Genomic DNA, 5,555 nt, shown 5'->3' with positions numbered 1-5,555 from the left:
CCTAAGCAGAAACCAGTGCTGTCCGCCGACGGCGAATCATCGCGCCGACGCCGCCGAAGCCCATGATCATCATCGCCCAGGTCGCCGGCTCGGGAACACCAATAAAGTTGATCGTCAGCAAGCCGTTTCCGGCGCGCACTCCAGCCTCCCCTATCCCATTCGTAAAGGAGAACGGATTTAGATACGAACTCCCGCCGATCGTGGCGCCATCGGGTGCGTTTCCACCGCTATAGCCGCCGCCGCCGCCGCCGTAGTCCCAGCCGCCGCCCCCGCCGCCGCCAAATCCCCCCGTGAGACGGTCAATGCACTGGAGGGTGTTGCGGTTACGACACCCCACTGTGTGGCCGAAACGACTAGCCATAATGCTGACTGCGACCCTGCCGGACATGGCCCCCAAACTGCTGCCGATCCTCCGCTCCTGATTTACGGTGGCGTGCATGTCACAAGGGTAAGTTGGGCGTGGCAGGGTTCGACAGACGAGCAGCCTCGGCAACCTTTGGTGCGCTCCGTGTCGTCGTGCCATCACCACCCGCTGGACTCTGCGCGGCGCGGTGGCGTGTTTCCATGACCCTGTACTGCAACGCGTTGCGCCCCAGCGCTGATGCGGTCCGCAGGAGTGGTGACGGACAGGGCTTGGCCACTCTTCCGGGACCGCCTCGCCCACCGGAAGCCGGTCACAGATCGGGAGCCGCCGGAGGCAACGCCCTCGGCTCCACGTTGTTCGCGCAAGCTTGTGAGGCCTCGCGAAGCTGCGTAGCGTGGCCTTGGGGGAGAAGGGCCGCATGACGGTTGCTGTGGCATCCCTCGGCTGACCTCCGACGTCTCCGACCTCGGGTCCGGTATCCGGAGCAAGCGGGCTTCCGCACGCTCCATGTCTTTTGATAGAGCGCTGGCTCGACAGGAACGCGGTTGAGAGGACTGCATTGAAGTCGGGCGCGGTTGTCCCCCGACTCCCGTGCGCACGGCCATCGGCACGATGCCGTGGAGCCCCCGGCGTCCCGACAGACAGTAGCCGGGGGCTCACCCCTCGCGTCGGAACGTCGATAGGCCGGCACAGCGTGAGGGCATCGATATCCCTGTCGTGGGCAGGCCGTGGCGATGGTAAAGGCCCCGGCGGCCCGGGCGCCGACGTTCACCTAAACTTGAGACTCGCAGCTATGTCCGAGACGCGTTGCGCGGCGGCAGTCGAACCGTCTATCCGCGACAAGGTGATGATTGCTACGGAGTCAGCCAGTGGAATTTGATACATATCCACTGTCCAAGTAGTACCTGGCGTAAACCCCTCCCTACGATATGTTGTTCGGAGCGCGATTTGACCTCCGAGAGCAGACTGCGTGCAATTCGGAGAATCGACCAACTTAATGGTGGAAGATTTTATCTGAGATGCCAAACTGATGCAAAGGCCGTTGAAGTCTGATGGCATTGCAGTTCTAATGTCATCCTGACTGAATGTCTTTTGGGAAAAACTAACGCGAGTAATTGCTTCACTTAATCTAGGGTCCTTGTTCGAATTTGCAGCGAGAGTGGTCGATTTCTCCGTGCCGTCGTCCGGAAATTGCTTATCGGCTGCCGCCCGAATTCTACCCACTTCTGGACCTGTGAGGACGTGCCAGTGCGTTGGAACTTCGATTGATACGCCGTGACCAACATCATAGTGCCGATACCCTTGGCGCGGCTTGGTGGCGCGTGTCTCGATTGGGGCCCGTTCCGTCGCGAAGGCTATGACGTTTACGTCGCCTGATTCCTCCTTTGATGAGCTTGCGAGTGTACCTGTGAGAAAGAAGCAACCTCTCACCAGCATCAAGACAAGGACTAGCCCGCCAACATACTTTAGGAGCTGAAGCACTCGACCACCCCACTGCGTAATTCGGCGCCGGTGGGCGCGAGCCAATTGCTCACCAGGCCAATACTTACCGTCGCAAGCCTGCCGCCGGTGAAATCGTTCGCCCGCCTCGCGGAGCCAGATCATAGTTGCCGAGGTCCTAGACTTACCGGCTCAGCTTGTCCCATAGCAGCCACAGGAAGACGACCGTTGCCACGCCCAGTGCGTACTGAAGGCGGCGGGTGATAAGGAGGCCCAGGAGGCCTGCCATGAAGGGCCCAACGCTTGATTCGACCGCCAGCGATTGCGTCCCCTCGAAGTTTCCGGGGCCGTATCGGAAGAGTCCAGCCAACGCGCCGACTGCCAAGCAGAACACTAACAATAGTCCGGCGTGTTGAAGCAGCCTGAACGCGCGTTGAATTAGAGGTTCGCTTGCCATCCAGGCCCCCCGACCGCTTAAGCGCTGCGCTTCTTACTCATACAACTATCCGCCAGCTTTCTGATTCCGGACGGGCCAGCCGCTGCCGTCAAGCGGCGTGATTCGGTCGCTGTACCGATACTTGGCAGACGCGAAGAAGCCTGCGCACTGCGTCCTCAGCTCGCATCCGTCGCACTCCGGCATGTACTCTTGCTTCCAATCGCTGATCGAGCGGCGCGCGAAGGGCCAGAGCGAGCGGTCGAGAAGGCAGTGTTGGAGATTGTAGAGCGAGACGTTCATGCGCGCTCGGCTGAGGATGTTTACCGCCGCCGTCAGCTCTTCACGGTAGTCGACGGGATCAATCCAGAGTTCCTCGAGATTGGCGCGGGCGAATCCCATAAGCTCCAGACCCATGAGGGCGACGTGATCCGCAAACAGGAGGTTGCGCGCAATGAACTCCGCGAGCTGTGGCAGACGAGCGTAGGTCTGCTTGTGAAGCACGACCCGGATTTCAACCTTCTGTCGCTCGCGCTTTAGGTTGAGGATGCCGCGGATCGTTTCATCGTATGCGCCATCAGCCTGCACGACATAGTCGTGCACGTGCGCAAGGTCCGAGTAGACTGGTATCCCGAGCATGAGATCGGGGTGGTTGATCTTGCCGAGCGTCTCGGCCTGCACCGGGTTTACAAACAGCCGCCCGTTCGTGAGGACGTGCAGCGCCGTATCCGGCAAAAAGCTCTTCGCTGAGCGGACGAGATCGAAAAATCGCTCGCCAAGCAACGTCGGCTCGCCGCCCGTAATGCCCAGCTCGACCGTATCGCGGTCGATGAGCGGCAGAGCCTCAATCACCTCGTCGATGATCCAACCGTCGTTCACGTTCCGAGGTGGCTGGGAACACATGAGGCAGTAGTTGTTGCAGCGCTCCGTGAGCAAAAAGTGGTTGTGTGGCGATGAACGGCGATAGAGAACCCGCAACGCTGTGCGCTCCGGGTTGAGCCGAACCACATCGCCATCGCCTAGGTAGTCGAGTTCTGGCGGAAGCAGGACGACCCGCTGGTTTGCGAGGCGCGCGGCTACCGCGGTCGCCTCGCCATGCAAGAGGTACCAACCAAAACCTTCGGGAACCTCCCCATCGCGAACCAGAAATCCCTCCCGCTGCCGAAGCGGCATGGGTCGGCCCGGATTGTCGGACAAAAAGATGGTCTGACGAGGCGCGTCAGCGCCTGGCGTATTAAAGCTCAGCTGGGCTGCGGATAGCGCAATCATCCGAGGTTCGCCCAGCGCTCGAACACGGCGCGAACGTCAGGGTTCGAACGCATTCTTTGAATGAGGCCACGGAAAATCGCCATATTGCGATTGCAGTAGGCGGAGAGCGGCTTCTTCCCGACGAAATCGGCCTGTGTCGCGTGATGAAAGACCGGGTCGGCGCCGCAGTACGGCTCAAACGCACACCAGGAACACATGGGCGCGCTTCCGGCGAACGACGCTTCCAAAGGTCCAAGCAGCGCATCTCCGAGGAAGATGTCCTCGAAGCTGTGGGTGTGGACGTTGCCCAGACAAAACGTCTTGTCGCCCATCTCGGCGAGCATGCGACTCTCGTCCGAAGCGTACACGTCTCCGTCGTAGTTGTAGGCGATGGCGCCAATCCCGATACCGGCAGGGCTGATCAGATCGACATATCCTGGCTGAAACGGCGTGAGCATCTTGCGCAGGATGAGTGCGGCGTAGTGCTCAATGAACCAGAAGCCCGAGAGGTTGAGGTCGATGATGTAGTCAAGGCCCTCGAAATAGAAGTCGAGCCACCTGGCTTGGTCGTAGCCTCGATAGAACTTCGTCTTCATGGCGAAGCCGTAGGGGGACAGCGGGCGGAGGAAAATGCCGTCGAAGTCGAGCGACACGTACTCGTCGATGATTTCCCGGACACGCCCCAGGCTTCCGGCGGTCGTTGTCATCAAGGCCGCGACCTGATCTCGGCCGAGTGCTGAACGGCACGCGTGGATGCCCGCCACCGCCCGTGCATGCGAGTCGTGACCCGGTCGCGGACGGTTCTTGTTGTGGAGATCAGCAGGTCCATCGAGCGACGTCGAGATCAGGATGGCGTGGGTCCGGCAGAAGTCGAGGATCTCGTCGTCGATCACCGCCAGGTTGGTGGCGATGACAAACGCAAGATTCCGCCGCTCGGCTTCATTGCGCCGCTTCGCCTCTTCAACGACGAACCGGACGAGCGGAAAGTTCAGCAGCGGCTCGCCCCCCTGAAACTCGACCTTGATGGCGGGGTTTGGCGATCGGAACACAAGGTCAAGCGCTTTGAGTGCTGTAGCCTCGCTCATGTCGAACTCAGTTCGATCGTCGTTTGCTCGCGAGACCTGGCAGTACGGGCACGAGTGCTCGCAGCGCAGGGTCGCAACGAACATGTGTAGGCCGGTGAAGTTGGCGAGTGGCGCGAGCTTCGTGCGAAGCTTCAGCGCGAGGAGGTCAATGGCGACATCGGAATCGCTGTCGATCAGGAAGTGCTTCGACTTGAGTTCGTCATAAAGCGCGGACGTATGCGGCAAGCTCTGCGAGGAGAACGCCTCAAGGTCTGGGCGCGTAAGCACCACGAACTCACCCGCCACATTCGTCGCGACGTAGTTGTCGTCATCAAGTGCCGTGAAGTGAAACGGAAGAAGCTCGTAGCCAGCAGCGAGCGGCCGCTCGAATTCGGCGAGCTGTTGGAACCTACTCACCCTGCAATCCCGTGCGCGAAAACGCCAAGCCGAGGATGGCTGTCCGGGTCGCTTCAGTTTTCGCTTCGATCGTCAGCCGCAGGTCTTGATCCAAGACCTCACGCCGAAACGCTTCCGCCAGCTGCTCGACGGTGAAGCTCTGCCCAGCCCGAGCGGTGATCATGCACTGCCACTGCGATTCGGTCGCCTGGAGCGATATGTCCGCGCGGTCCATGAAAACATAGGCGGCGCGCTTGATCGCTTCCGCAGTAAACGCCGCCTTGGGGAACTCCGCGAGCATCGCGCACGCCTCCCCTGCGGCTGCGCTAGAGGCGAGCCTCTAGTACGAGCTGGAGACGTGGGATTTGTGGCTCGAATGCGAGCTGTGGCTTGAGTGCGAGCTATGCGAACTGTGGCTCCGATGCTGCGCGAACTGCACCGTCACATCAGAGCGGTCGATCACGAGATCGAACGCCTGTGGGCCCTGAGGCGCGGCGACTGCCGCCTTCGCCTTCTCAGTCACTGCAGTGGGGATCGACGCCTGGGCTTGGGTGGCCGACAGAAGCGTCGCCACGGTCACGGCGAATGGCTTCAGGAATCCCTTTTTGGA

Annotated in this window: 5 protein-coding genes; all 5 read right to left on the bottom strand. The window is 60.8% G+C overall.

Annotation, left to right across the window (positions count from 1 at the left end; genetic code table 11):
* Position 1: 1 nt before the first annotated feature.
* Complete coding sequence (locus tag QZV94_RS22580; protein WP_293682310.1) at positions 2–439, bottom strand: PEPxxWA-CTERM sorting domain-containing protein; 438 nt, start codon at positions 437–439, stop codon at positions 2–4.
* Positions 440–2,306: 1,867 nt separating this feature from the next.
* On the bottom strand, positions 2,307–3,506 hold the full coding sequence (gene hxsC / locus QZV94_RS22575) for a His-Xaa-Ser system radical SAM maturase HxsC (RefSeq protein ID WP_293682307.1): 1,200 nt from the start codon (positions 3,504–3,506) through the stop codon (positions 2,307–2,309).
* Positions 3,503–4,966: a His-Xaa-Ser system radical SAM maturase HxsB gene (gene hxsB / locus QZV94_RS22570; RefSeq protein WP_293682304.1), complete on the bottom strand. Its 1,464-nt coding sequence runs from the start codon at positions 4,964–4,966 to the stop codon at positions 3,503–3,505. Before hxsB ends, hxsC begins: the two co-directional genes overlap by 4 nt.
* Positions 4,959–5,246, bottom strand: coding sequence for a His-Xaa-Ser system protein HxsD (hxsD, locus tag QZV94_RS22565; protein WP_293682301.1), 288 nt, complete (start codon positions 5,244–5,246; stop codon positions 4,959–4,961). The genes hxsB and hxsD overlap by 8 nt, the downstream gene beginning before the upstream one ends.
* Positions 5,247–5,285: 39 nt before the next feature.
* Positions 5,286–5,555, bottom strand: a 270-nt coding sequence (locus QZV94_RS22560) for a hypothetical protein (RefSeq protein ID WP_293682298.1), incomplete at its 5' end; no start/stop codon positions are given.

It is taken from the genome of uncultured Phenylobacterium sp. (genome assembly GCF_902826855.1).
Lineage (GTDB): Bacteria > Pseudomonadota > Alphaproteobacteria > Caulobacterales > Caulobacteraceae > Phenylobacterium.
Note: the sequence above shows the minus strand (reverse complement) of the source record. Positions and strands in the feature narration are given on the sequence as shown.

Coding starts and splice junctions, on each gene's coding strand:
- QZV94_RS22580 (WP_293682310.1), bottom strand. CDS start 439: ATGCACGCCACCGTAAATCAGGAGCGGAGGATCGGCAGCAGTTTGGGG.
- hxsD (WP_293682301.1), bottom strand. CDS start 5,246: ATGCTCGCGGAGTTCCCCAAGGCGGCGTTTACTGCGGAAGCGATCAAG.
- hxsC (WP_293682307.1), bottom strand. CDS start 3,506: ATGATTGCGCTATCCGCAGCCCAGCTGAGCTTTAATACGCCAGGCGCT.